This window comes from Pleionea sediminis (genome assembly GCF_007570825.1).
Lineage (GTDB): Bacteria > Pseudomonadota > Gammaproteobacteria > Enterobacterales > Kangiellaceae > Pleionea > Pleionea sediminis.
In genome coordinates this window covers 1,698,316-1,724,442 of record NZ_SUNB01000001.1, presented here as the reverse complement: position 1 = coordinate 1,724,442, position 26,127 = coordinate 1,698,316, and the positions used below count along the sequence as shown (strand labels likewise).

19 protein-coding genes are annotated in these 26,127 nt (G+C 40.8%); 9 read left to right on the top strand and 10 right to left on the bottom strand.

The features are described 5' to 3' along the window. Genes FAX86_RS06985 through FAX86_RS06975 form a run of 4 tightly spaced genes read right to left on the bottom strand, consistent with a single transcriptional unit; the run spans position 1 to position 4,480 of the window. Positions 1-690, bottom strand: a complete 690-nt coding sequence (locus FAX86_RS06985; protein ID WP_144392616.1) for a DUF484 family protein — start codon at positions 688-690, stop codon at positions 1-3. Next, on the bottom strand, positions 687-1,517 hold the full coding sequence (dapF, locus tag FAX86_RS06980; protein WP_164503490.1) for a diaminopimelate epimerase: 831 nt from the start codon (positions 1,515-1,517) through the stop codon (positions 687-689). The genes FAX86_RS06985 and dapF overlap by 4 nt, the downstream gene beginning before the upstream one ends. Positions 1,518-1,521: 4 nt before the next feature. Continuing rightward, positions 1,522-1,653: an LPS translocon maturation chaperone LptM gene (lptM, locus tag FAX86_RS22855; protein ID WP_425467770.1), complete on the bottom strand. Its 132-nt coding sequence runs from the start codon at positions 1,651-1,653 to the stop codon at positions 1,522-1,524. Positions 1,654-1,711: 58 nt separating this feature from the next. Then, on the bottom strand, positions 1,712-4,480 hold the full coding sequence (locus FAX86_RS06975; RefSeq protein ID WP_144392615.1) for a class I adenylate cyclase: 2,769 nt from the start codon (positions 4,478-4,480) through the stop codon (positions 1,712-1,714). Between the two features lie 147 nt (positions 4,481-4,627). On the opposite strand from FAX86_RS06975, the gene FAX86_RS06970 reads away from it, so the two are divergent. From FAX86_RS06970 to FAX86_RS06930, 9 genes are all read left to right on the top strand, one after another. Then, complete coding sequence (locus tag FAX86_RS06970) at positions 4,628-5,437, top strand: nucleotidyl cyclase domain-containing protein (RefSeq protein ID WP_144392614.1); 810 nt, start codon at positions 4,628-4,630, stop codon at positions 5,435-5,437. A gap of 7 nt (positions 5,438-5,444) precedes the next feature. Beyond that, entirely contained in the window at positions 5,445-6,533 is a 1,089-nt protein-coding gene (locus tag FAX86_RS06965; protein WP_144392613.1) for a sensor histidine kinase, read from the top strand. Continuing rightward, the gene (locus FAX86_RS06960) at positions 6,511-7,245 is read left to right on the top strand and encodes a LytR/AlgR family response regulator transcription factor (RefSeq protein ID WP_144392612.1); all 735 of its coding nucleotides are present in this window, start codon (positions 6,511-6,513) and stop codon (positions 7,243-7,245) included. The genes FAX86_RS06965 and FAX86_RS06960 overlap by 23 nt, the downstream gene beginning before the upstream one ends. A 167-nt stretch (positions 7,246-7,412) precedes the next feature. Then, on the top strand, positions 7,413-8,345 hold the full coding sequence (hemC, locus tag FAX86_RS06955; RefSeq protein WP_144392611.1) for a hydroxymethylbilane synthase: 933 nt from the start codon (positions 7,413-7,415) through the stop codon (positions 8,343-8,345). Between the two features lie 55 nt (positions 8,346-8,400). Further along, the gene (locus FAX86_RS06950; protein ID WP_164503489.1) at positions 8,401-9,048 is read left to right on the top strand and encodes a uroporphyrinogen-III synthase; all 648 of its coding nucleotides are present in this window, start codon (positions 8,401-8,403) and stop codon (positions 9,046-9,048) included. 12 nt (positions 9,049-9,060) lie between these two features. Next, positions 9,061-10,374: a uroporphyrinogen-III C-methyltransferase gene (locus FAX86_RS06945; protein WP_144392609.1), complete on the top strand. Its 1,314-nt coding sequence runs from the start codon at positions 9,061-9,063 to the stop codon at positions 10,372-10,374. Further along, the gene (locus FAX86_RS06940) at positions 10,371-11,606 is read left to right on the top strand and encodes a heme biosynthesis HemY N-terminal domain-containing protein (protein ID WP_144392608.1); all 1,236 of its coding nucleotides are present in this window, start codon (positions 10,371-10,373) and stop codon (positions 11,604-11,606) included. Before FAX86_RS06945 ends, FAX86_RS06940 begins: the two co-directional genes overlap by 4 nt. A gap of 9 nt (positions 11,607-11,615) precedes the next feature. Continuing rightward, positions 11,616-12,923 carry a 30S ribosomal protein S12 methylthiotransferase RimO gene (gene rimO, locus FAX86_RS06935; RefSeq protein WP_144392607.1) on the top strand — a complete coding sequence of 436 codons (1,308 nt, stop codon included), beginning with the start codon at positions 11,616-11,618 and terminating at the stop codon, positions 12,921-12,923. Between the two features lie 183 nt (positions 12,924-13,106). Beyond that, positions 13,107-15,092 (top strand): S9 family peptidase, encoded by a 1,986-nt coding sequence (locus FAX86_RS06930; protein ID WP_144392606.1) that lies wholly within the window; start codon positions 13,107-13,109, stop codon positions 15,090-15,092. A 34-nt stretch (positions 15,093-15,126) separates the two neighbouring features. On the opposite strand, the gene FAX86_RS06925 is transcribed toward FAX86_RS06930, so the two are convergent. The 6 genes from FAX86_RS06925 to FAX86_RS06900 form a co-directional block, all read right to left on the bottom strand. Continuing rightward, positions 15,127-16,749 carry a tryptophan halogenase family protein gene (locus FAX86_RS06925; RefSeq protein ID WP_144392605.1) on the bottom strand — a complete coding sequence of 541 codons (1,623 nt, stop codon included), beginning with the start codon at positions 16,747-16,749 and terminating at the stop codon, positions 15,127-15,129. 13 nt (positions 16,750-16,762) lie between these two features. Continuing rightward, complete coding sequence (locus FAX86_RS06920) at positions 16,763-18,394, bottom strand: tryptophan halogenase family protein (protein ID WP_246128513.1); 1,632 nt, start codon at positions 18,392-18,394, stop codon at positions 16,763-16,765. A 4-nt stretch (positions 18,395-18,398) separates the two neighbouring features. After that, positions 18,399-19,187 carry a hypothetical protein gene (locus tag FAX86_RS06915; protein WP_144392603.1) on the bottom strand — a complete coding sequence of 263 codons (789 nt, stop codon included), beginning with the start codon at positions 19,185-19,187 and terminating at the stop codon, positions 18,399-18,401. 79 nt (positions 19,188-19,266) lie between these two features. Beyond that, positions 19,267-22,230: a TonB-dependent receptor domain-containing protein gene (locus FAX86_RS06910; protein ID WP_144392602.1), complete on the bottom strand. Its 2,964-nt coding sequence runs from the start codon at positions 22,228-22,230 to the stop codon at positions 19,267-19,269. A 240-nt stretch (positions 22,231-22,470) separates the two neighbouring features. After that, positions 22,471-25,266: a TonB-dependent receptor plug domain-containing protein gene (locus tag FAX86_RS06905; protein WP_144392601.1), complete on the bottom strand. Its 2,796-nt coding sequence runs from the start codon at positions 25,264-25,266 to the stop codon at positions 22,471-22,473. A 229-nt stretch (positions 25,267-25,495) separates the two neighbouring features. Further along, positions 25,496-26,017 (bottom strand): hypothetical protein, encoded by a 522-nt coding sequence (locus tag FAX86_RS06900; protein WP_144392600.1) that lies wholly within the window; start codon positions 26,015-26,017, stop codon positions 25,496-25,498. Positions 26,018-26,127 lie beyond the last annotated feature (110 nt).

Here is a 26,127-nt window from a genome sequence, read left to right as displayed (position 1 = left end):
TTAATCAAAGTCTTTAAATCGAACGAGGAGCTGAGTCGTAATTGATGATATGAGTTGAAGAAATAGATCGCCCATATCAGGAGAAAAACGAGATTGATCTCGACTGAGTAACGCAAGAACACCGAGTTGTCCGTTTTTACCTAACGGCAAAATAGCAACAGAACCCGATTTAATTGCATGGGTCGAAAAGAGAGAGTCTCTTATTTTACTGTCCATTCTTCCACAAATTGGCTCATTATCAGGAAAGTTACAGCCTAATGATTCAAGTAGCCGATCAGATTTTTGATACACACGGACATTCGAAGCTCGAGTCCAATGACCGAAAAGACTAATTGAAACTGCATCCAAGTCGAATTCTCGCGGAATAATATCATGCAATGTATTAGCCAGTTGCTCTAGTGATTGGCAATCAATTAAACATAGTATTAATCGAATAGATTTTTTCAATAGATTTTCATTTTTTTGAGCAGCATTGAGCATTTCAATCAACTTGCCTTGAAGCTCTCTATTTTTTTCTCTCAATACTTTTACTTGTCGCTCAACCAAAGACACGCCACCATCAACTTGATGGCTAATTGATAACTGTGATAACAAAGAAGGATTTTTTTCCAGAAAGTCTGGGTGTTCAATTAAATAATCGAAAACTTGCTTTTCTGTAACAGGTAAAATGGATTGCTCTTGTTGACTCATATTTCGATTTGTCCTTCAAATACAAATTCCGCGGGACCTGTCATAAACAAAGACTGGCCTTCACCTTCCCAGTCGATGGTTAAATAACCGCCCGGTAAATTAACCCGCACTCTTTTACCAAGTTGCTTATTTAAGATGCCGACAACTGCTGCGGCACATGCGCCTGTTCCACACGCCAGAGTTTCACCCACTCCGCGCTCAAACACCCTAAGATTAACTTCTCGCTCAGAAATGACTTGCATAAAACCGACATTAGCTTGTTCAGGGAAAATATGATTTTCACCAATCGACTTTCCCCATCCTTCAACAGGAGTCGATTCCAGATTATCTACCGTCATAACACAATGTGGATTGCCCATCGAGACGGCTCCGACTTTGTGGCGAATTCCATCACTTTCGACACTGTACTCTAAATTTCGCTCAGCATATCGAATAGGGATCTTATCTGGCTCTAAATTCGGAACCCCCATTTCGACGGTTACATTACCATCCTTGTGCATTCGTGTAGTTATGACGCCTTTCAACGTGCTAATACGAAGTTTGTACTTCCAGGTGAGTCCCATAATTTTCACGAAGCGAGCCAAACACCGCGCGCCATTTCCGCATTGTTCGACTTCATTTCCATCGGCATTAAAAATACGATAGTGGAAATCAACGTCAGGCTGTTGCGGCGGCTCCACCAATAAGAGTTGGTCAAATCCAACACCTAAGTGACGATCGGCTAACCGTCTAATTTGGGATTGATTAAAATAAATGGGCTGTGAAATTGTATCAACAACCATAAAATCATTGCCCAAGCCCTGCATTTTAGCAAAACTGATCAACATGGAATTAGTCCAACGCTTTTTTTTGTGTTTCAACTTGCACGACTGAGTTTGCCGGTTTGAGAGGCCCTTTTTGTCCACACCCAAACAATGACAACGCAAATACAATCCAAATTGAAATTTTTATGTTCTTTTTCATGAGGCTAGTATACCTAAATCCGACATTTTACATAATGCAAAACGGTGCTTTTTGTCGTTTATTGACTTTGTTCTGTGAGCTCACGGAAAATGGTATTTCTTTCAAGCAAAACTTTAGCTTCGGTCAGCAACTCTTGCGGTATGTGCAAATTCAGTTTTTCGATATAAATATCGTCAAAACTGGCTTCGAACGCTCGGTCTAACCAGCGCTTAAATTGTAAGGAGAGGTCTGGAGCGCGCCGATCAAAGCGAAACTCTTTGCCTTTAGCTTGCACAATCAAATGTTGCTTTTCTGACTCACTGGAGTCGTCTTTCGATTCAACCGTAATAGTTAGCCCAAGAGAAGACGACTCACCTTGGTTAACTTTCTCATATCGACTCAAACTTTGATCTTTATTCAGTGTATGAATATAGGTTAAATCAGGATCATAATCATGACAGCTGTTCTTCAAACACTTGAATAGCTCATTAACGTTTTCATGTATATCATGATGACTAAAAAAGCCGTAAACCAAACCACCATGCTGATCAATAAAACAGTAGGAATTTTTATATCCTATATGAGGGTTAACAATCAGAGTATGACTACCTCGACTGCTCTTATAAAGCGCTATTTGAATGACTGGATCGGTAAAACATCTTGGATCGAGTTGAATTAATTGATAATCATTGAACTGATTAATCAGTAATTCTGATAACTTCTCTTCATCATTAAACTGATGAACAACAAAACGCTCACCCTGCTTTTCAACCACGCAATATTTGATACCTAAACGAAAGACATACTTTGTGATTGCGCCCTGCTTTTCTTGGTAACAACTGATTAATTGACGATACAAGCCTTTAACACGATTAATAATTTCAGCCGATCGCATGGATGAAAAATTGAAAAACTTGAGCAATGGTTCTTTATCTTGCCGTTCGATTAATTCCAATAAAGCAATAGCAGCTTCGGACAAACTGGTATCACCTTTGAAGTGGATAACAAATTGCTCCCCCCAACTATTAACATAATACAGGTCAATGGTTTCAATTAAGTTATAACAGTCTGTGCCATAACAAAAAGGATCATTCTTATTAGTAATAATGTGCATTCCTTGCTTTGCAATATTAGTCAATTTATCTTGCGCTACATTAATAAAGCAGGAAATCTCATTAACAACTGGCGGCGATTGATAAACCTCATCGCCTACTTTCTTTTTCGAATAATCATTGGCAAGCAATTCTTGTATTAAGTGTTCTAGCTCATCGTATTGCAGTTGCTGTTTTGAGTCACGATATTGAACAGCAGTACCTTCGGAAAGTAGCCCATTTACCTTCGCCCAAACCAGTAATTCGAGCAATGATCCACATTGATACACCGGTTCCGCAGAATAAGTCTCTTGATGACTGATCGCCCGGTCATAAAAGCTCCACAGTTCTAAATCTCGCGCTTTCGTTTGACGAACGAGTGACAAGTGTTTGTCTACCATTTGAGGCACAAAATTAATATTAACCCGTTCTATCTTTCCTTGAGTTAATTCCAGGTTTGCGCTAATTTTTCGACTTAAGGTAAGTAACTGCATTTTATACTTTTTATAAAACAATTCGTGTTGTTTTATGAACTGCCCAATCGTCCGAAAGCTCGTGATTAGCTGTTTTATGTACAAACGCTTTTCATTACCTATTTGATTGATGTCCCAATTCGCTTTGTTGTCAAAAAGCTTTCGTTTTTGTACGTTCCAGTGCCATTCATCAACCAGATTTTCAATTATTTTTCGCGTTTCTTTTAATTGATTACCTTGTTTAATGACGCGTTCATTAATTTTTTGATAAAGGCAGCGTCTTACAAACTCGAGGCGATCTGTTTGATTATTTAATATTAAATACTCTTCAACTTTTCGGTGCATTAATAAGTAAGAGTCAACCACCGTCGCATTATCCATAAGATCGTAAACAAACTGCTTGTAGTCATTACTTAGCGGCTGCACATTAGGATACTGGCTCAAATAAGATTCCATCAAAACCAGTTTTAATGCCGTCTTATAAGGAGACTCTAGCGCTTTGTTAATATACCAAAGCGCATTTGATAAAAACTCTTCGATCTCGATGTGCTTAACCGGGCCAAAATCAATCCATTCATCCCGTTGAACATGACGTTCATCAATTAATTTACTCGCAAATTTAGCATAGTCAGCACGCTGCTCAGGAGGAACCAGCCACCATAGTAAATACCGACCAGCGAGATGAATTTGTGTGCGGTAAAACTCATCTAGCAACAATCCAGACTTAATTGTTTGTTGCTCGTTCTCAGCACTACTATCGAGAATATCGTTTTCATCAACAAGATAGATGCTGGTATCTATCGATTGATTTTTCGCCCATTTATGAATCGCATCTCGTTTGTCACGCAGTAATTGACGCTGCTCTTGATTCAATTCTTTCCGGCAACACACCCAAATATCTAAATCACTGTGGGATGAATGCGCAATGGAACCCGCGCTGCCCATTAAATAAATTGCATCAATTTGTATCTGCCTGACCGCTCGCGGACTATAATCGAGACTACGGGCGTATTTTTTAGCCAGCTGAAGTGTTGCTCGAGAAACTTCGTAATTTGCGACACCACAAGGTGTTTGGCTACCAACATATCCCGGTAAAGTAGGGTGGTTTATATGAAAAAGAAATGGAATCAGCTCGAGAAAATTACTCTCTCGTTCATTCAGATTCTGCTCAAGTAGGCTTTTTCTCTGGTCATTAAGCTCAAGGAATCGATGCTGCAACTGCTTAAGTCGCTTTTTATCGATTTCCAAATTCGCCATTGAATCGGATGATGAGTTTTGCCCCATGAAGCTATAAGCTGCCTAGTAATTGTCCACACAACACGCTGATTATATTGGCATTTATGCAGGAATGAATTATGGTTAAAGAAGCTACTCAGGCTATACAAGTACAGCCCGTTTGTCACCCGATTCATTAACCAGTCAGTCCAAATTATGCAAAATACGACAACATTCGATTACCAAAAATCTTTATCGGAGATACTTAATATCTCCCAACTTGGTATTGTAATTCTAGACGAAAATCGCAAGATAATTTGGAGTAACGGACAGTTTGCCACCTGGATTAATGAAAATACCGAAAATATTGAGGGGAAACACTGGTCTTCACTGCCTCTTGAAGCTGGCGACGATGAAGAAAAGACGTTTCATCTACTCAATAAAGAAAGAAATCAAGCGCTTCACTTGGAACATTGGCAAGCATTACTTCCCAGCAATCCTAATTACACAGCCCATTATTTTCGAGCGATAACCTTTAATACTCCAGAAGGTGATTCGCCATCCGTCTATTCTCCTATTCCCAAGCGCCCCAATTGGATTCAATTCTTAGATTATGAGGTCAGCCGCAGTCGGCGGTATCAAAACCCACTGGCTATTTTAAAAGTCAAACTATTGATGTTCGACCAAGACGAGCTGTGTTCTGTCCCAGTTAAGATTAGCAATCAATTATCGCAGCTGCTAAAAGATGAATTGCGCTGGGCGGATATGATTGGCTATTCGCAATCCGGAGAGTTTTTGCTCGTTTTGCCCGAAACGAATAAAGAAGCCGGCAAAATCCTAAAGTCAAAAATCACTGCTGCCGTCGAGCAACACATTGCCCGGGAAAATGCAGGATACGACTTTGAATTGGTTTATGGAGAAGCTTATTGGCGCAAAGGAGACTCTAGTGGCATCTTACTTGATCGAGTAAGAGAAAGCTTAGTCGATGATATGAACCGCTTAACGCTTCAATTACAATCCGAATAGGACTTGCATGGAGTCGTTGAACTCAATTAAAGCCTCGGAGCGCGGGATTATCCCTGACTTTTGTCAGTTACCGCGGGTTTTCATGTTAGTGCTTTTATCCGAGTTACTGGCTGTATTGTTTACCTTATTAACTCATCAAATACATCATTCGTTTTGGCTGCAATTAGGTGAAAATAGTTTGTTTACATTATGGGTCAGTCTGGGCAGCGGAGCGATTTTGTGTTTATTAAGGCGATGGCTAAATGACCTTTCCATCATATCCGTGACTTTATTCACCTGCGCCAGCGTCTCATTTGTCACAATGCTCGCAAGTTTGGCCGCCTTATTTCTATTCTACAACCAGCCTCTTGTCTGGTTTCAACATCAAGAGCAATCTTGGTTTATTTTTCGAAACACCCTCTCAGCCCTTCTCATAACCTTAGTTTGGATGCGCTATCTTTATCTGAGACAGCAAGTGCTCAATGGCATAGTGTCAGAAAGTGAAGCACAGTTTAAAGCCTTACAAGCAAGAATCCAGCCGCACTTTTTGTTCAACACGTTAAACACAATTGCCAGTTTGATAGCAATTAATGCGCAACGTGCAGAATCTACCCTAGAGCACCTCTCTGTACTGCTCCGTTCAAGCCTAAAACCAGCGGGTGACTTAATTTCACTGTCGCAAGAAATTGAACTGTGTAAAAACTATCTGGAAATTGAAAAAGAGCGCTTAGGCCCAAAACTGACGATGAATTGGAATGTTGCATTACAAGATATCGACAGTGAGAAATTTACGATTCCGCCGTTTACCCTACAGCCGCTAGTGGAAAATGCAGTCTATCATGGCATTCAAAGGCTAGCAGAAGGCGGTTTAATCGAGATTAATATCGAACAGGTTGCGATCAAAAACAAAACAACGGGTGTCCAAATCAAGGTTTCGAACCCTTTACCGGATGATCCTGGTTTAAGCGGTAACCAGATGGCTCAGTCAAACATTGAACAACGTCTTAGTATTCGCTACGGACCATTGGCTACAATGAAGGTTAATCGAGAACAAAACCAATACAGTGTCACGGTAACCATACCAGAGCTTAACGATGAATCTATTAATAACCGATGATGAACCACTCGCACGACAACGATTAGAACGAATGCTTGCCGAGTCGAATCCAAACTCCAAGGTATTTGAGGCATCGACTGGTCGCGAAGCGCTTGATATATGTAATAAAACATCAATAGACTTGGTGTTTTTAGACATCCGAATGCCTGAAATGGATGGATTGGAAGCCGCGGGTCACCTGATGCAACTCGAGAACCCACCAGCCGTTATATTTGTCACCGCTTATGATGATTATGCGCTGGATGCATTTTCAGTGAATGCCATTGACTACCTACTTAAGCCAATAAATCGTGAAAACCTCGCGAAAGCTATTGCTAAGGCCAGTCGTTTAAATTCAATTCAAATTCAAAAAGCGGTAGAACAAACTCCCGACGCATCCAATCGCAAACATATCTCGGCAAGAATTAGAGGTGAAGTCAGACTAGTTCCGGTTAACGACATTTTTTACTTTCAAGCCGATCAAAAATACATCAATGTTAAGCATAAAGGCGGAGAGACATTGATCGAAGATCCGTTAAAGCAATTAGAAAAAGAGTTTTCAGACCAATTTGTACGAATTCATCGTAATGCGTTAGTTAATAAACAATACATTCATGGATTAACGAAAAACGAAAAAGGACATCTTTTCATCGTCTTAAAAGACTGTGAAGACGAACTTGAAGTCAGCCGTCGTCATGCTGCGGAAATAAGGAAGTTAGTTAAACAACTTTAGTCATTAAAACGACACGGAAAATTAATGCAACTTATTTTATGCATTACGCTCTTCATGCATATAATATTTAGACATTTACCAAAATAACCTTGAACCATTACTCCGTTTCCTATGTCTTATATGCTAAGATTTTAATATATACATGATGAGGTTTACTTAAGTAGTTTATGTCTTTAATTCGTATCGCAACTCGTCGCAGTCCCCTTGCATTATGGCAAGCACATTTTGTTAAAAAATGCTTGGAAGATTTGCACAGTGATATTCAAGTTGAACTGGTCCCAATGGTTACCAAAGGTGACAAGATTCTTGATACTCCTTTGGCAAAAGTTGGCGGTAAAGGATTGTTCGTCAAAGAACTCGAAGTCGCAATGCTTGAAGGAAGAGCCGATATCGCTGTCCATTCAATGAAAGACGTTCCTGCTGAATTCCCCGAAGGCCTGGAGCTTGCTGTTATTTGCGAGCGCGAAAATCCAACCGACGCATTTGTTTCTAACATCTATGCCAATATTAGCGAAGTCCCTTCTGATGCGATAATTGGCACTTCGAGCTTACGCCGACAATGCCAATTGAAAGCACTAAGACCCGATTTAAAGATCAAAAGTTTGCGCGGTAATGTCGGAACCCGACTTCAAAAGTTGGATGATGACGATTACGATGCCGTCATTCTCGCTTCAGCAGGTTTACTCCGCCTTGATTTGAAATATCGAATCAAGTCTGAACTTACTCCTGAAGAAATTTTACCCGCTGCGGGCCAAGGAGCTGTCGGAATAGAGTGTCGTAGCGACGATCAGCAGACCAAAGATTTACTCGCCCCACTTAATCATCGCATTACCGCCGCTCGAGTGACTGCAGAGCGTGCCATGTCGCATCACCTGGAAGGCGGCTGCCAAGTTCCGATCGGTGCTTACGCTGAATACGACGAAGATCAGGAACAACTCTACCTTCGTGGTTTAGTTGGCTCACTTGACGGAGTGAACATACTTAAGTTCAGCCATCGAGCACCCATTTCCGAAGCCAAACAGCTCGGAGCAATGGTCGGTGAGGCTTTAAAAGAGCAAGGCGCCGACAAAATCATTCAACCCCTGCTCCACAAAAACTAATCCCTCTATGACAACCTTTGTGGTGACACGCCCGAGCCACCAGGCGGCACCGTTAATGGAGGGCTTACAGTCGAATGGTTTGAAAGCAGTGTCGATTCCTCTACTGACAATAGAAAAAATCGACACTTCCATTCCAGCATTCAAAGACTCTGTCATATTCGTCAGCCCGAATGCTGTTCAATTTGCTCATAACCTGGTCAACAAAGAACACTGGCAATCGCTAAATCAGCTGTCCGTTTACTGCATAGGAAAAGCGACAGCTGAGGCACTATCGAACTTGGGAATCACTAATGTTGAATATCCCGTACGCACTACAAGTGAAGACTTACTTTCTCTAAAAAACCTTCTAAACTGTAAAAACAAAAGTATTTCTTTAATTTCCGGACTGGGTGGACGCGACACTATCGAATCAGAACTCACTAGGCGAGGTGCTCATGTTACTAAGTTTGAGGTTTATCAGAGAGTCGCTGTGCCTTGCCAAAACATCCATGACAATTTACCAACAAATTCGCTAGAAGCCATTTGGGTTATCTCTAGCAACGAAGCATTACAACACCTTAGCCATTGTCTGGACAAACCTGTTAAACTGTTAGTAACCAGTGAGCGGCTCGAAAACATTGCCAGGCAGTTGGAGCACACTATTGTTAAACGAAGCCAAAGTGCTCTTACAGAAGATATTATCCGCTCTGCTATGTCATTGTAATGGGAAGTCTTTATGGCCAACAAAAATAAACAAAAAAACAATCCAGATTCAAACAAATCGAACAAAGACGAACAACTAACCGATGCAGCATCCCCTGAAACTGCAGACGAGCCGACAAACCCAAGTATTAGTGATGAGGTGTCATCAAATACGTCGGATGAACCCAATGTTTCAAGTAAAAATGCATCACAAGAGCAAGAGAGCATTGCGCCTGAAATTTCAGACGTTAGGTCCAGTGACAGTTCCGACTCTCCAGAAATGGTGCTGAAACATAACGAAAAAGAACCCAAATCTTCTGGTTCAATATTATTCCTTATCTTGCTTGTATTAATTGCTTTGGGATTTGGCGGTTGGAATACCTATGAGCAATACAATACCCAGCAGTCGCTAAATGAACAGCTAACAAAACAAGATAACATCATTCAAAGTCAAGTCGCTCTGGTGGAATCGCTTCGATCTGATTTATCTAAACAGACTCAAGATCTCTCCAATACAAAATCTCAGCTCGAGCAAACAGAAAGCACCTCAAACCTACTCCGCCAGCAGCTTGCTGCTACGCAAGATAAATTAAGAGTTCTCTCGAGCCAAGGCAAGCAAGAGTGGTTAATTGAGCAAGCCCACTATTACTTAAAGCTTGCCGAACAAAAAATCGCGTTCGAAAACAGCATTTCAGTGGCAACGGCGCTTGTCGCTCAGGCAGAGGATACCCTGAAGGGCGTAACCGATTTGCAACTGGCGAACCTTAGACAAGCCATAAGTGACGATATTACCTATTTGGCGAGTATTCCCGAACATGATTTATCACCCATTCTTCTCAAACTAACATCACTCGAAAATCTTTCTATGAATCTAGAGCCACAAACCCTAATTCTTCCCAAAAAGGAGGAGCTGAAAGAAGAGCAACATAAAGAATGGTTTGATGAACTTATGGTCACACTTGAAGACTTTAGCGACAAAGCTTTTAAATACCATCCTTATGATGAAAAAGTTCCGCCTTTACTAACGCCGAATCAAAAATCCGTATTAAGAGCCACATTGCAGCTGATCATAACGCAAGCACAAACAGCAGCTCTTGAAGAAAACAAAGAGTATTTTGAGTCGCGACTAACAGCCGCGTCAGAACTGATTACACAGTATTTTGCGAATAATGAACTTTCAAAGCAAATGCTAAATGAAATTGAAGCGCTCAAAGAAGAGCGACTCAACAAAAAGATTTCGTATGAGCTTCGTGCTTTACCTATTATTGAAGAGTTACGCGAACAGCGACGATTGCAATGGTTTACCGATCAAAAATCTTCAGTAAATAATGAGGAGGACCAACCATGAAGTTGGTTCGACTCGGATTACTTGCCATCATCGTTGGCGCGATAATGGCTTGGATTATTAAAAGCCAAGAAGGTTTTGTGATATTAGCTTGGGACAAGCACGCGATAGAGATGCGCCTTTGGTTGTTTGGTGCTTTACTATTAATGCTCATTATTGCCATTTCTGTCTTGTCCTGGTTTTTTATGTCTGTGAAACGTTCAGGGCGTCAACTCAAACGCTGGAAAGATCATCGCGGCGAGAAGAAATCACGAAACCAAACTTTGGCCGGACTCATCGCATTAACCGAAGGACGATTTGAAAAAGCTGAGCAACTTTTTAATAAAAGTGCCGAAAAAGCAGAGAACCGATTGATAAATTACTTGTTGGCTGCAAAAGCAGCGCAAGAGCAAAAAGACTTTGTTAAGCGTGACGACTATTTGCAACAAGCCGCCGAAAATGAACCCGATGCAAACATTGCAGTGAGCGTCACTCAGGCTGACTTACAATATGAAAGCGGGCAGTTCGAGCATGCACTTGCATCACTCGCTCAACTATGGGGACACCGACAAAGACACCCTTACGTATTAAAATTATTAGGCAAATGCTATTACCGCCTTAAAGATTGGACAAAATTATACGACTTACTGCCTGAAATTAAGAAAAACCAAATTCTTAATACCGATCACTTTTTGCAAATTGAGTTTGAATGTACTGCTGAATTATTAAAGCTTGAAGCACAAAAAGGCTGCGAACAACTTCAACAGCGCTGGCAAAGTTTGTCTTCCGAATACCAGAAAAACCGTCGTTATGTCTGCGTATATGCTCAATTATTGATTGAATTGGGCGCAAAAGCAGAGGCAGAAGCGATTCTGAGAAGTACACTCAAGCGTGGCTATCATCACGACCTTATTTATTGGTATGGCAGTGCTGCAGGACGAGATAATAAAAGTCAGCTAAACTTCGCAGAATCCTTTAAAGCAGAAGGAGCTAACGATTGGCAGTTACACAGTACACTAGGACAATTGAGTTTTCATAATGAACTGTGGGGCAAAGCAAAAGAATACTTATCACGGTCAATCCAAATAAAGCCCAACTTAGAATCTTACCGATTACTGGTTAAAACTTTGGAAAAGTTAGGCGAAACCAACGATCAATTAAACCGATTATTATCGTCAGCACTCGAATATGCATTTGACGAAAGTCATCCACGTTTGCTGAATCGAAACACCGAAAATTTATTAACCTCTGAGTAGTTCCACATTATGACATCAAAAATACCTAGCGTTGGCTTTATCAGTCTTGGTTGCCCTAAAAATACCGTGGACTCAGAACGCATTATTACTCAACTAAGAGCAGAGGGTTATGAGCTATCCAATAGTTACGATAACTCTGACGTCGTCGTTGTTAATACCTGTGGATTTATTGACGAAGCAGTTCAAGAATCTCTCGATACTATCGGCGATGCCTTAGCTGAAAATGGTAAAGTTATCGTTACAGGTTGCTTGGGTGTTAAAGAAAACACTATTCGAGAAGTTCATCCTAATGTATTAGCAGTAACAGGCCCTCATGCTTATGATGAAGTCATGCAACAAATACATGAACACTTACCGCCAGCGCATGATCCTTTTATGGATCTCATTCCGCCAGCGGGATTAAAACTCACACCTGAACATTACGCCTATTTAAAAATTTCCGAAGGCTGCAATCACAACTGTACTTTTTGCATCATTCCTTCGATGCGCGGTAAATTAAGAAGTCGCGATATAGGTAGCGTTATGCAAGAGGCGGAAAATCTGGTTAACAATGGCGTTCAAGAATTATTGGTGGTTTCACAAGATACGAGCGCCTATGGTATCGACGTAAAGTACAAAACCGGATTTTGGGGCGGTATGCCGGTTAAAACACGTTTTCAAGAGCTTTGCCAGGAACTCGGCAAACTCGACGCCTGGGTACGACTTCATTATGTCTATCCGTACCCTCATGTTGACGATGTTATTCCTTTAATGGCGGAAGGAAAAATTTCTCCCTACTTAGACATCCCATTTCAACATGCCAGTCAAAAAGTATTAAAAAACATGAAGCGTCCAGCTGCCAGTGAAAAAGTGCTTCATCGTATAAAAAAATGGCGAGATATTTGCCCAGACTTGGCTATTCGAAGTACTTTCATTGTAGGCTTTCCCGGGGAGACCGAAGACGATTTTAAAGAATTGATTGACTTTCTTTATGAAGCTCAACTCGATCGCGCTGGTGCTTTTAAATATTCACCCGTCGATGGTGCCACCGCAAACCAGCTGCCAAATCATATCGATCCTGACATTCAGCAAGATCGCTGGGAAACCTTCATGCGCGTTCAACAAGAAATCAGTGCTGAGCGCTTGCAGAAAAAAGTTGGCCAGCGCATGGACGTGTTAATCGATGAAATCACCGATACGGGCGCAATAGGTCGAACTAAATACGATGCACCTGAGATAGATGGCCGCGTGCAAATTGCAACTGAAGAGTCTTTAGAAGTTGGAGATATGGTAGAGGTAACCATTAAATCAGCCGACGAATACGACCTTTTTGCGTAAGTAACTTTAGACTCTGAAAAATTTAAAGTTTTTATCTTTTCCCAATATTAGGAGAGCTGATAGTTCTCCTTTTTTATTTGCGAACTACTGAATATAGCTGCACATCTTTCATCCTATTCACTCAACCAACTTGTTTAAGCTTCACTCAATTCGCTGTAAGAAAATTAGATTTATGATTGACTAATGCGTAAAATCAAACCAAATCAACCCACGAAAGGATACGCAATGATTCAAAATATCGTTAAATTCCTATTAATTATAGGGATATCGACCCATCTTTTTTCAGCAGATAAAGATCTAATATCTATCGAAGATTATATGAAGTTTGGCGACATAACATTCGTCTCTTTATCTCCCGATGGTAAACATATCTTGGCGTCTGTTGAAGCAACAGGAAAAAAGAAGCTAGTTGTTTTTGACTTAAAAAATATGAAACCCAAACATTTCATTAACTTTGATGGTGAGGACGAGCAAGTTGGGAATTTCGGCTGGATTAACAACAAAAGAATCTACTATACCCTTGAGAAAAAGGTTGGTCCTCTTGATCAGCCCGCAGATACGGGATATATGTTCGCCCGGAATATCGATGGCAGCCGCCCAGCTCAGCTTATGCCTACCAAGGGCTCTGCCGGCAGACCCGACGAATGGCCCTCTTTTTTTAGAATAATGAGTATGCTTCATAATGATGATGAGCATATTTTAATTGTTAAATGGGACGATGGATTTGCGACCGCCTATCGACTCAATATTTATACCGGGAGAAAATACAAAGTTGAAAGAAGTCCAGTAAAAAATGGGGGATTGATTGCCGACTCTAGCGGCACAATAAGAGTAGCAACCGGCGAAGATTATGAAGAGGAACTTACTTGGATTTACATTAAGGATGAAAAAGGAGAATGGAAACTATTCAAAGAATTTGATGCTAAAAATATTACTTTAGATGTTCTGAGACTTGGGAAGGACGAAAAAAGTTTAATTGTTGAGTCATCTGATTCAAATATAGGTAGAGGAATTTTCAGATTAAAATTAGCGGATAAATCTTTAACTAAAATATTAGATATAGATGATGACGCAGAGATAAAAGAGCAGATTACTGATGGAGATCCTCTTAAGCCTAAATTGATAGGTATCAAAAGAATGCCGGGGTATTATGTGACTGATTATTTTGATCCGTCCCACCCTATGGCCAAGACACACCGTTCACTCGAAAAAGCTTTTCCCGGCCAAGAAGTAAGATTATATGATTTCACTGATGATGGAAAATCGGCAATGGTCAGTGTCCGGTCCGACACTAACCCAGGTACCTTTTATTTGTTCGATAGAAAAACCTTCCAAGTAAAACACTTAGTTCAGACTTTCCCTTGGATCGATCGTAAAAAACTTGCTCCGATGAAACCGATATCCTTTGAGGCTCGAGATGGACTGGAAATTCGTGGCTACCTTACAATGCCAAAAGGAAAAAAACAGGCACCACTCGTGTTATATGTGCATGGCGGACCTTATGGCGTACAAGATGTATGGGGTTATGACAACAGAGCTCAGCTTCTAGCAAGCCGAGGGTATGGTGTCTTGCAAGTCAATTATCGTGGTTCGGGCGGCCGAGGAGCAAGCTTTCAATATGATGCTTATCGGCAAGTGGGCGCAGAGATGCAAGATGATCTCACTGATGCAACCTTATGGGCTATCGATCAGGGATACACTAATAAAGATAAAGTATGCATATATGGTGGAAGTTATGGCGGTTATGCAGCCCTAATGGGAGTAGTTCGTGAACCGGATTTATACCAATGCGCAATCGGTGTTGTTGGAGTTTACGACATAGAAGTACAGGTCGATCAAAGCGATACCGCAGAATCTGAAAATGGTAGAAAATTCTTACATGATGCCTGGAATGCCTACGATGAAGAGTTTGTGAAAGAAAGGTCGGCTTATTATCACGCTGACAAAATTAAAGCAGCCATCTTTTTTATTCACGGTGCTAGGGATGAACGTGTACCAATTGACAATATGTACCGAATGCAAAAAGCGTTAGATAAGGTCGGTCATCCGTATGAAACTCTAGTTAAGCCATATGAAGGACATGGGTTTTATGATCTGGAAAACAGAGTAGAGCAATTTGAAAAAATGTTTGCCTTTTTAGAAAAGCACATCGGAAGTAAATCCGAATAAATGTATAAAAAAGAGGAGCAGAAGCTCCTCTTTTTTATACCCATCCGACTGGCTTTTTCGCTTCACTAAATTCTTTCATACCCACCACCTTTTTTAACCATTCATCGTGTTTTGCAAGGCTGTTTCTCGCCATATCAAAACGCCTTTGAATCGCAGGTGGTGTTTGGGCAGGAATAGAGCCTTGCCAATGATGGTTAAAGTGGTTCTCAAATCCCATACTGTATAAAATAAATTCGTAATTCTTATTATTCCAAATTCCTGAAGTATCAATTGATGGTCGATTGTCACCACCAGTATTGCTTTCATTAATAGATTGGAAACTCATCCCCGGAAAAAATTGATCTTCAAAGTCAGCGGACGTGGGTGGTTTTGCTTTCCAAAATTCTAACTTTGCTTTTAAACGATCATTTATTCTCTCAGGTTTTTGAACTTCTCTCCAAAACTCTGTATCGGTTCTTTTCGTTAAACAGTAATGCATATTAATAAAATCCAGCACTTCATAGAATTGATTACTCATAATTCGATTGTAGCGCTGCGAGAGTACCGACATATCTTCATCGGAATATGGAAAGTGCTCGGCTAACATAACTGCACCGAGGTCAGCTAAATATAATCCGGTTGATTCAAGCGGTTCGATAAAACCACCTGACAAACCTATCGATATACAATTTTTAAACCAAGTTTGATGTCGTCGACCTACCTTAAAGTGAATGGTTCGCGCCGGAAGCTCTTCACATCCTTCGCCTTGGTATGCATGTAACTCCTTAAGCGCCTCCTCTTCAGAAATAAAGTCACTTGCATGAACATAACCTATCGAACGTTGATTTTGCATGGGAATATCCCACACCCATCCATTCGATAAAGCAGTCGCTGTTGTGTATGGTCTTACATAACCGGGATAAAATTTATCGTAAGGAACATGCATCGTAACGGCACGGTTGCAAAGCAACCATTGTGAACAATCTTCAAATCCAACATTTAACTTTTCTTCAATTAATTTTGCTCGAAATCCGGTACAGTCGATAAAAAGATCGGCAGTGAGAATATGTCCCTGATCGGTTTCTATCGAATGAATACTACCGTCTTCACGCAAATTGACGTCCGTCATATTCGCTTTAATGTGTTCCACGCCTCGACTCACCGCAATATTAGTCAGTAAATCCGCAAACTTTTGAGCATTCATATGATAAGCATAACTAAAGGGTGCGCCTAGATTCCATTCACCCAAAGTTTTAGGTGCAAATCCCAGCTCGCATAAGTGAGGTTGAATTGTCACTGTATCGGTATAAGACAATGTTCGATCGCTGGCTAACCAAAGTTTTGAGCTTAGATCGAGTGGCTTCGGAGTAAAACGATTAAAAGGGTGATAATAAAACGAATCATCTTTTTCAACCCAGTTAACATATTTTATTGCTTGTTTAAATGAACCATCTGTCGCTTTTAAAAAATCAACTTCATCGATGCCAATAGTCGCTATCAGATGGCGCATACTTAAGACAGTAGCTTCACCCACTGATATTCGCGGAATATCGGGAGACTCGATTAAGGTAATTTCGACTTTTGCTCTTTTATTGTGACTTAACGCAGCGTTTAAATAAGCTGCTGTCATCCAACCCGAGGAACCGCCACCGACAATTACAACTTTGCGAGTTTTCATTTTTAATTCCTCGTTAACAAACCCAACCGTGAGGTTGGTAAGCCATTTTATATTGTTTCATTCCAGCAATATTTTGCAGCCAGAACTCATGAGGTGGTAATTTTTGGTTCGCCATTTGTAAGCGTTGCAGAATATAAGGATGAACCGAAAGGGCTGGTCGATTTATTCCATACCATTCATCGCATTTGTCTTTTAAAAAATGCATTCCATACAAAATACATTCGTAGCTCTCATGATTCCAAAGTGCAGCTGTATCAATAGGTAATCGATTATCAGCCCCTTTTAGTTCGTAAAAAGAACTCGTATTTGTATTAGTAAAAAATGCATTATCTTGAAAATCGGATTTGCTTGGCGGTTTTACTTTCCAATATTCAAACTTCGCTTTTAATCGATCGTTTATATGCTCAGGTTGCTGTACGGTTTTCCAAAACTCGGTATCTGTTCGCTGAGTTAAACAATAGTGCATATTGATAAAATCTAAGACCTCATAAAAACGATTACTTAAAATTCGATTATATCGAAATGACATGGACTCCATATCGTCATCGCTGTATGGAAAATACTCGGCTAACATAACAGTGCCTAGATCACTCAAATACAATCCGGTAGACTCTAACGGCTCAATAAATCCACCAGATAAGCCAATAGCAACACAATTTTTCATCCAGTTATTGTGCCGACGTCCTACTTTAAAATGAACAAAGCGGGAGTTAAGTTTTTCGGTATTCCCACCTTGATAAGATCTCATTTCTTTTTCAGCGATGTCTTCATCAATAAAATGACTTGAGTGAACATAGCCTATCGACCGTTGATTTTGCATTGGAATATCCCAAATCCAACCATTCGATAATGCAGTTGCCGTTGTGTATGGCCTGACTTTTCCTGGATAATATTCATCATAAGGAACATGCATAGTGACAGCTCGGTCACACAACAACCACTTAGAGCAATCTTCAAAGCCAACGTTTAATTGCTCTTCAATTAACTTTGCTCTAAAACCAGTACAATCAATAAAAAGATCGGCTGTTAATTCTTCGCCAGTATCCGTTGAAACACTCTTTATTGCTCCACTGTCAGTCAAAGAAACACCGGTCATATTCGCAAGAATATGCTTAACACCTCGTGGCACCGATATATCGCGTAGATAGTCTGCAAACTTTTGCGCGTTCATATGATAGGCATAAGTTAACGGAGCCCCCATGTCCCACGGTTTCATCATGAGCGGAGCGCGCCCCATTTCACAGATGATCGGTTGTTCAGAACAGGTTTCCATAAACGGAATTTTCTGATCACTTGCCAACCACTCTTCACCAGCTAGATCAATGGGTTGTCGACGAATTCTGGAAAAGGGATGATGGTAAAATGTGTTATCTTTTTTTACCCAGTTAACGTATTTGATGGATTGCTTAAAACTGGCGTCTGTGGCTTTAATGAATTCCAACTCATTAACATCAATAACCGCAAGCAAATGTCGTATTGAAGGTATAGTGGCTTCACCCACCGATATTCTTGGTATATCAGGAGATTCCAGTAACGTAATTTTAACTCGTGGTAGCCCCTCAACATTGAGTGCCTTTTGTAAGTAGGCTGCTGCCATCCAACCCGAGGAACCACCGCCAACAATCAGAACATTTCGTTCAGTCATAATTCTATTCGTAACCTAATAATTTTCTTAATCCAGGAGCTGCGTAATCAACAAGTTGCTTTTGAATTTCGGGTAATTCATCCGGTATATCGTATTTTTTACCGTATAAGTTTTCTCGTGATGTCCCACTTTGCTTACGATCCGAACCAACTTTAATTCGCTCTCGCCAATCCTTCGGAAGCTGAGACAGCCCTAACGGACTTAACAACTCAGAAAAATATTGTTCAGCAGCTTCACTTTTAATGTTTTTAACATGATGCACCATGTCTTCATATCGAACTAACTGGATTCCCGTTCCTAACCATGACACTGCATTATGAGTAAAAATTTCGTTTAACGATGGTGCCCTTTGATAAACACCAAATATCATCATGTTGTATATTTGTTCTAGCGAGAAGTTACCATTTTTCAAATGTTCTAAATCGCCTTGAAAAGAATCCGACAGAAAAAAGCGTGTTCGAGCTAAAACCCATGAATAAGGATCGCGAACAACAACAATTTGCTTTACGCCATTCAAAGCGTACGCGGAGTCGTCAGAAAATAATAGATGTCCCCAACTTAATTTAGGCTCATCTGTTTTAAATGCGTCTAAGTGTTGTTTTAAAATAGGTATTTGTATAAATTCTTTATGATATTGCTGACTTACGGGAACAAACATTCTAAAAATGTTTTTGATTAAGTGAGTTCCACACTTAGGAACTGAATTCAAAAAAAGCGGGGCTTGAAGAGCAACTTGCTCATAATTTGAATTAAGTTCGTTAAGATTATCGGGTTTTGCAATGATTCGAGGCATGATGTACTTCTAAAATTTTTTTTCTTTAAAATAACAAAAAAGCCGACAAATGTCGGCTTTTTTGAAGTTCTAATTGGAATTAAAACTTGTAGCTTAAGTTAGCAAAGTAGCTACGTCCAATGAAGTCGTATTGGCTATAGAAAGCCGCTGTACCGATTCTTTGAGTTGTAGCGCCACCACTGATTTGAGGAGGTGTTTTGTCAAACATGTTACGTACACCCGCCGTTAACTCTAAACCATCTGCAATATTCGTGTGAGTGAATGAAAGCGTATGGTATGAAGTGCCACCAGCATCAAGTACTAAACTTACATCTCTTGGGTTAGAGCTGTTTTCACCAACAAACGTAAACTCTGATTGTTCGCCTGGAACATCGTAGTTGTCAGCTTTTCCAATGAAGTTAGTGAACCAGGTAACCGACCAGTCATTTCTGGTAAAACGAACCGTCAAATTCGCCGTATGTTTTGGATCACCGATTCTTCCATTCAAATCTGAAACTGGTGACCCAGGCAAAGATAGCCGAGTAGCTTCATCTTGAATGGTGTGTTCAGTTTCAATGAATAGCTCACCAAAAGGCAACTCGGTTGTAATATCAAACCGGAAGTCATAACCCTTATTGGTTTGTCGGGCTACGTTAATAAACTTCTGATTGATATTATCAATTCCATCATCCGCATCACGTCGCTCGAATAAATCACAAAAAGGATCGTTAGGAAAAGTTTCAGAGCTATAACAACGGCCTACTATCGATGCCGCGCTTAAAGTTGCAACTTCTCCTTCGATGAGGAAGTCAAAATAATCGATCGATACGCTCATATCGATGAAATCAGGTCGCCAGATGATACCCCAGGTTTGCGCATCGGAAGTTTCGGCTTCAAGCTGACCGTAGCCGCCGCCTCGTAGAGTTGTCGCAGAAATTGAGGGAGTGTGATCGGGAGCTATTCCATCAGCTGCACAGTTATCTGCCACTGTCTGAGTGATGTTACCTTGAGCCAATTCATCAGCCCAATCGAAACAAGGGTCAACGTTTGATTGACGTAAGAAACCTGTTTCATTAGCTAGGAATAATTCAAACAACGCAGGCGCACGGAAAGAAGTACCTTTAGAACCACGTAGAGTGAAACCACCGCCAAACTCCCATGCAAGACCAATTTTATAAGTGGTCTCACTACTAATTTCTGGTGCGTCCGTATAACGAGCGGATAAAGAAACATCAACTCGCTCAGCTCCCGGTAAATCACGTAAAACAGGTAATTTCAATTCGCCATAAAGTGAATATTGCTCAATAGCACCCTGAGTGATGCCTGCCGAACTCGCTCCCCATGCGTTCCCCGCTAACACAGTATCAGAAGGAGTATCTTTTATTTGATCACGCTGATATTGGAAGCCGAATGCAGAGCCAACATAACCGTGAGGCATTTCAAACAAATCACCAGTGAAAAGACCCTCAACCGTTGTTTGATCATAAAGAGTCGTGCCGGTATCAACACCGAACAAGTAATCTCTTAACGCCTGATCGGTGATATTACCCGCCAGCAATTGCGGATCGAGCCATGGAATATCCACACAATCGACACCACGGACAGAACTTGTTGTCCCAGCACATGAGCCGCTCAACCAGTTTTGATCTGAGATAGCGTCGTCGTATATTACAGCAGACGTATAACTTGCGCTTGAATGAGACCGCTGCAAAGAGAAATCATAAAACCATTCTCCAAGTTCGCCATCAATTCCTAATACAAATCGCGAATAATCTACTGTATTAGTGTCAAAATCGTGATCAGTGATTGCCGTTGGACTCATCCATTGCGCACCTTCCCACCCAGCATTTAGAGGGTTTGATGCAAAAAACGGAGAGTTTGCGTTGTAAACATAGCCCCAATATTGGCGATAACCTTGAGATTTAACCTCACGACGATTCAATAACAACTCACTATAAAGACGAGCTGTATCACCTAGTTCGATATCACCATCGGCCATTACTGTTTTTGTAGTGACCTTTGGAATCAAGCTTTCTCGATCTTGAAATGGATGATCACCATTAACAACTGGAGTTGTACCATTGGTCAAAAACCAACCTGCAGGCATAACAATATCAAAAATGTCATCAGCAGGGCCTACTGTTGGTACATAGCCGTTTGCTATGTAGGATGCAAGGTCACCAGCGTAGTCGTATTGAGCTAGGTTGAAAGTATCTACGTCAGCATTGTCTGCCCCATAGTCATACATCCAAACGTGTCCCCACAATAAATCGATACATTGTGGTTTGCCAGTACGAGGGTCGATAATGTCGGCTCGTGAACCGTCTTGGTTAAAGTAAAAACGCTCACCACATGCGAAGAAATCGCGATCACCGCGGCGCAATTCATCTTGACGATTAAAGTCGGCTGTAACCCGGAAGCTACCAGCGCTGAAGCTCTTACCCCAGCTTCCACTCACCCGATACTGCTCACCACCTTCATCCGCAGGCTGGGCAGTAAAAACATCAACAGCCCCGCCGTCACCATCTTTAGTGATGATATTAATTACACCGGCCACAGCGTCTGAACCGTACAGAGATGAAGCACCATCTTTAAGTATTTCGATACGTTCTACTGCAGCTAATGGAAGCGTGTTGAAGTCAAAAGAAGATACCGATCCACGTGTACCGGCTGGGCCAGCACGACGGCCGTTGAGAAGAACGAGCGTGCGATTCGCACCAAGACCACGCAACGACAGTGTTTGTGCACCAAGTCCACCATCTTGAACAAATTCATTTGAAGTGGCTGCAGTGACCTGAGAAGAGCCCGAAGCTAAGGTAGATTGACGAAGCAGTTGACCAACACTTACGAAACCTCGATCCAAGGCTTCGTCTGCCATAATAACTTCGACTGGGACAGTATCGTTTTGCTCATCAGTACGAATTTTCGAACCAATGACGGTTACCTTTTGACCTTCTTGTTCTTCTTCCTCTGCTGCCCAGAGGGGATTGGCAAGCAAACCTACTGCGGAGGTTGCAAATAAAGCTGTCTTGACCGCATTAGCGATCGCTTTACGTTTATTCATAGTTACTCCCTGGTTGTTGACGAGTCGGCAATTCTTAGGAATTGCACTATTTTTATTCTTACGAGTAACTTTTTAACCTATTCGGGGTCAAAGGACAACTTTTTTCAGGGAAAATAGCGGTAATTCAAGGTAAAAAATCACAACTTTGGCACAAACAATTACCAAGAATTTTAAATATTTGTAAATGAAGAGAGGATGAGGGTATCGGACGACACCCTATATCGAATTAAACTATTATTTTTAATACTTTAATCGATATTCCAAGAATATTTCTCGACCTATCGCGTCATAATGGCTGCGGTCATAATATGGCCAATCAGCTTGATTGTTGTCAAAAACCGGCTTCTCGTTAAACAAGTTACGTATAACGATGAGAAATCTGTCATCTTCCAGCTCTCGGCCGAGAGAAAAATTAACGTATTTCCACGAATCTAGGCGCGAAGTACCATCAACGTTAGGCTTAGTGCCTTTGCGAAAAATTGAAAGAGCGGATGTCCAATCGCTAGCTCCCCATGACAAAGTTAAATTTGATTTGGTTCTAATTTCACCGTTCAAGTAACTGTCTCGAAAATCAGGATCGAAAGATGAAGGATCAGATTCAATCTCCTGAATTTGTGTCTCAAATATGTGAGAGTATTGAAAGCTCGCCCCCAAAGTTCCGATACTCGACTCATAAAACCCATCGATCATAAGGTCCACCCCTTTTTGGCGACGAAAAGCTCGGTTAACTGGCGTGTTAACAACTCCATTTATAAAAGCACCAGCTTGGGTAGGGTTATCATCATCACTACGATCAAAGCGAGCCAGTATTTCAGAACATTGTGGAGAATCAACTTCCCACCCTTCTGTTTCTCCGGTAGTAAAATTCCTCTCCAGTCGGCATTGAGCCTCCAAAAGCATCAACTGTGATTCAGGCTGCAAGCCAACTTGATTTCTTAACTCAATATCATAAAAATCGAGAGACAATGAAAACTCTTGCGAAGGTTGATAAACAAACCCTATCGATTGCGTCGTACCTGTCTCTTCCTCCAAATCTAAGCTACCTTCCCAATCAACCTGAATTCCTTCTTGAAAAACTCCATTCGATTTACAGTCGTCATAAGTATTACCTTCAATACTCATACACTGATAAATATCAATCACTTGGGTGAAATATCGAGTTTGATTAGCATATAAGTAGTGTAAGTCAGGCGCTCTAAAACTAGAGCTTTTAACACCTCGAATTTTCAAGTCCTCGTTTACGAGCCATTCTAATGCAACTTTCCCTGTCTCTGCTGAATTTACATTAGAGTCATCATTGTAAGAATCCCAACGCCCAGCAAGGGTCAAATCAAGTTTTCCAAAAGACTCATCATCAAATAATGGCAGCAAAAACTCGACACCAACAGCAACCCTTTCTCTGTCACCGCGGCCTGAAGAACCACCATAATTATACCAATTAAAACTTTTTGAATTTTCATCAACTTCTATTGAGTAAGACGTTTCATTAAACTCGGTGACTAATGCATATTCTATTGGCCTATTGCCTATTTTGAATCCTTGGCCAGACATCCAATAAGAAGCCGTTAAAGACTTAGAATCTGCTTCGCTCCAACTCACTCCAACTTTAGAGGTAAGCTCTACGGGCGAATAAAAATTAAAAATATCTCCTAAAGGATCACCTCTGACGGGAACAATCGCTATCTCATTACCATCTGAATCTTCAATTATCAGTTCAGCAATCGGATCGATGAAAAAGTTCATCATTGCTTCCGCCACTAACCTTTTTGATGTTTGTTTATGCTGGTATTCACTTGTGACTAATTGAAAACGATAATCAAACTTAGTATTGAATCCATCAAAAGCAAGCATGAACGAAGTGGAGTCTTCATTAAACTTTTGATCTTGATCTCCCGTTTCCAAAGGGCTGAAAATTCTTCGATAGTTTCGAAGCTCTAAGCCAATTTGTTGATTAGGAAGAAGAACCGGTAAAAAATAATTCTCACTCCAGCCAAGCCTGAAATTTCTTGAAGTGTTATTACTATTCCAATGTAAAATATTAAAGCTCAAATCGCCGGAGTCAAAATACCAAACTCCCCTACTATAAATAGATAGTCTATCCCTTTCATTTCTTAAAGATTCGTCACCAAAGCTCACTCTGCCACAATACTCTTTATAAACTTGTATCGGCGTACCGTCAGGTAAGTCTGGGAAAAACTCTCTCGTGTACTCCAATTCGGGATGTGCATCGCAATCTCTAGGATCTGACATTTGAGAAAACCAATCATAAGGGGCAGGAAAAAAAGTGTATTCCGAATCTGATATAGCGGGAGTCGTTAAATCATACAGCCCCTCTCTTTGACGGTAATATCTGCCAATAGATTCTCTCTGGTTACCATAAATTGGTTCTCTATTCTCCCATTCATAGCCTAAAGTAAATAGTTTATCTTCACCTCTAAAACTGTGGCCTCCAGCCAACTTAAATGACTCTCCACCGCCTTCATAGGTGTTTCCATAAGTTAACGTGAGCTCATTGGTGTCGAACTCTTCTCGTAAAATGATATTGATAACACCAGCAACAGCATCCGAACCATAAATAGCGGATGCACCATCGGTTAAAACGTCCACTCTTTCAATTGCGATAGTAGGAATTGTCGCTAAATTAAAGAAATTCGATTCACTTTGATAAGGCGTTGGATTTAGTGCAAAACGCTGGCCATTAACCAGAACCAATGTTCTCCCAGGCCCAAAGCCACGGAGATTTATCGCTTGAGCGGCCGAAGTAAAGCCATTAGGAAACTGATCGCCCTCTAGCACAGAACCCGTTTGAGCAGTTAAAGCTGTAAGAGCATCGAATATATTATTGTGCCCCAGCTTAGCGAGGTCTTCTGAGGTCAACGAGAAAATCGGAGCAGGTCCTTTCTCATCAGTCTTCTTAATAAGAGAGCCTGTGACGATGACTTTTTTCTCATCTTCATTTTCTTCGGAGGGCTTTGCACTTGTGTATGTGCTTATCAACGAAAAAGCCACGCAGGCCATCAGCCAGCTATATCGCATTAATTTTCCTCAGTCTTACTCTCGATAGACTTAACTGCTCGCATACCACAAGCCCCTGTTACATAACTACCGAATGGTCTTGGTTATTATCTTTCGTAACTAAATTTAACAGAAAAGTAGTACAACAACTAATAGCGAAATGCAATATTCGTGAATTTAAACGTAAATATTACACAATGTAAGATTGATCTGATGAGTGACTAAAAAAGCGGTTGATTTTTCACCTATTTTACGATGAAAAAGGAATGGGAATGGCTGACATGGTGCCAAGTTGTCTAAGCTCTGTTGAGCGGCTAACAATAAACTGATGCACCATATCGACGTTTTCTTTTGGAACATCAACTATAACAATGTAGCCGCCATAGTTTAATTCATCTTCAAATTGATTGAGTTGATAATGCTGCATCCGGCTGCCGATAACCGCACCAATCCAAGCAAATAAGAACATCGGCATAAAAATTGAGATAAGCCAAGAGGTTAGTGGCAATGGTAAGTGCTGAGGATTTATGGCTGCATAAAAACCGGCACCAATAATCCCAATTATGATGCCGATAAGCGCTCCCTGCTCTGCTTGGCGAATCACATCCGTTTTGTGCCAAAAGTGCGCACTGCGCACACTACGATTAATTAACCCGCTTTCGTCTTTGCTGATTACATGGTACTGCCATACAAGGTCTTTCAAAGTAATTAAGTTATGAGCAAGCTTTTCTGTTGCTTCAATGTTATCCGCAACAAAGTACAAGCGTTTCATACTTTGTCCTAATAGTTATCGATATCTCTTTAATGTATAGATAACAGCGCTTTATTAAACAAGAGAATCTGCTCAATCTATTAGACGAATTTATTGTTTCACTCTAATTT